Source organism: Streptomyces sp. NPDC055078 (assembly GCF_053607985.1).
In genome coordinates, this window is sequence record NZ_JBSGUP010001008.1 from 1 (window position 1) to 1,927 (window position 1,927).

At 70.0% G+C, this 1,927-nt stretch carries 1 protein-coding gene; it reads right to left on the bottom strand.

Annotated features, from left to right (window positions below; genetic code table 11):
* Positions 1-178: 178 nt before the first annotated feature.
* A partial coding sequence (locus ACWF94_RS39620; protein ID WP_453500006.1) for an ABC transporter substrate-binding protein occupies positions 179-1,927 on the bottom strand: 1,749 nt, incomplete at its 5' end.

Below are 1,927 nucleotides of genomic sequence, written 5' to 3' on the forward strand. Positions count from 1 at the left end.
GCAGATAGGCGCGCGCGGTGGCGCCGCGCGGCGCCCGTTCCTCCGCCAGGACGGCACCGGTCGCCGCCGCGGTCGCGGTCGTCATCGGCCGCTCACGAAGGACCGGCGGCTTACGAGGGACCGGCGGCTTACGAGGGACCGGCCGCTCATCATGGCCCGGCCGCTGATGGCCGCCCCGCTACTCACGGTCGTCCGCCGTCCGGCGGCGGCGCATCACGGCCACCACCGCCAGCGCCGTGGCGAGGACGACAGCCGCACCGGCACCGATCAGCACACCCGTGGAGGTATCGCCGTCCGAGCCGCCGTCACCGGCCGCAGGCTCGGCCGACCACCAGCTCCAGTACCCGTCCTGGCCCCAGAGGTTGCCCGCCGCCTCCGGCATGGTGGTGATCGAGCCGATCTGGTCGGTGCGGTACGCCTCGACCGCGTTCGGATAGGCGAGGACGTTCATCTGGCCCGTGTCGTACAGCCGCGACTGGAGCTGTTTCACCAGTCCGGCGCGTGTGGCCGGGTCGTACTCCGCGGCCTGGCGCGCGTACAGCTCGTCGTACCGCTTGTCGCAGATGAAGTTGTCGGTCGAGCCGCTGTCCTTGGGCGTGGCCGGGAGCGCGGCACAGGTGTGGATGGAGAGGACGAAGTCCGGGTCGGGGTTGACGGACCAGCCGTCGAAGGCGAGGTCGTAGTCGCCCTTGAGCCAGGGGTCCGAAACGTTGTCGAGGCAGTCGACCTTCAGCCCGATGCCCAGCTCGCCCCACCACTCCTGGAGGTACTTGCCGATGGCCTTGTCGTTCGGATCGGTGGCGTGGCAGAGGATACGGAAGTCGAGCGGCCTGCCGTCCTTGCCGACGCGCTTGCCGCTGCCGTTCTCGCGGTATCCCGCCCGGTCGAGGAGCGCGGCGGCCTTCGCCGGGTCGTACGCGATCCGCTGCCCGTCGGCCGGCTGCCAGAAGTAGTTGTCGAACCGTGGCGGGATATAGCCCTGGCCCTCGACGGCGTGCCCCTGGAAGACCTTGTCGACGATGGTCCGGCGGTCGGTGGCGTGGAAGAGCGCCTTGCGCACGGCCGGGTCGAGCAGTGCCTTGTGGCCGGTGCCGAACGTCCTGCCGTCGCGGGAGCGGGCGCCGGGGTTGGTCGCCAGGGCCAGGAACCGGCGGCCCGGCGCGTCATTGACCTTGATGTCTTCGGCGCCCTTCAGCGCGGTGGCCTGGGCGGGGGTCAGGCCCTGGACGAAGGAGACCTCGCCCTTGCGCAGGGCGGCGACCGCCGCGTCCCCGTCCTTGTAGTACCGCAGCACCAGCTCGTCGAACCTGGGCGGGCCGCGCCAGAAGTCCTTGTTGGGCTTGAGCCGGACGTACTGGTCGACCTTGAAGTCGGTGATGATGAACGGACCGTTGCCGATGACGGGGAACCGCTTGTCGTTGTTGAAGGTCGAGAAGTCGCCGACCTTCTCCCAGACGTGCCGGGGCACTATCGGGACATCGAGCGCGGTCATCGTGGCCTGCGGTTTCTTCAGCTCGATGACCAGGGTGCCGGGGTCGGGCGCGGTGACCTTCCGGAAGTTGGCCGTGAAGCTGCCGTTGGCCGTCGCCGCGTTCTTGTCGCTGAGCATCTTGTTGAACGTCCAGGCGGCGTCGTCGGCCGTCACCCGCCGCCCGTCGGACCAGGTGGAGTTCTCACGGATGGTGTACGTCCACGTCAGCTTGTCCGGGGACGCCTTCCACGCGGTGGCCAGGCCCGGGATCGTCCGCCCGTCCCTGACGTCGTAGTTCGTCAGATACTCATAGGTCAGCCGGTGGACGCTGGTGGAGACGAGGCGCTGTGCCAGAAACGGGCTCAGGGGCAGCAGCAGCCCCCGGCCGGTCCCCCTCCCGGCCCCCAGGGCCCGCCGGTTCAGTACGGCGGACCGGTCGGCCAGGGCGGACAGGAC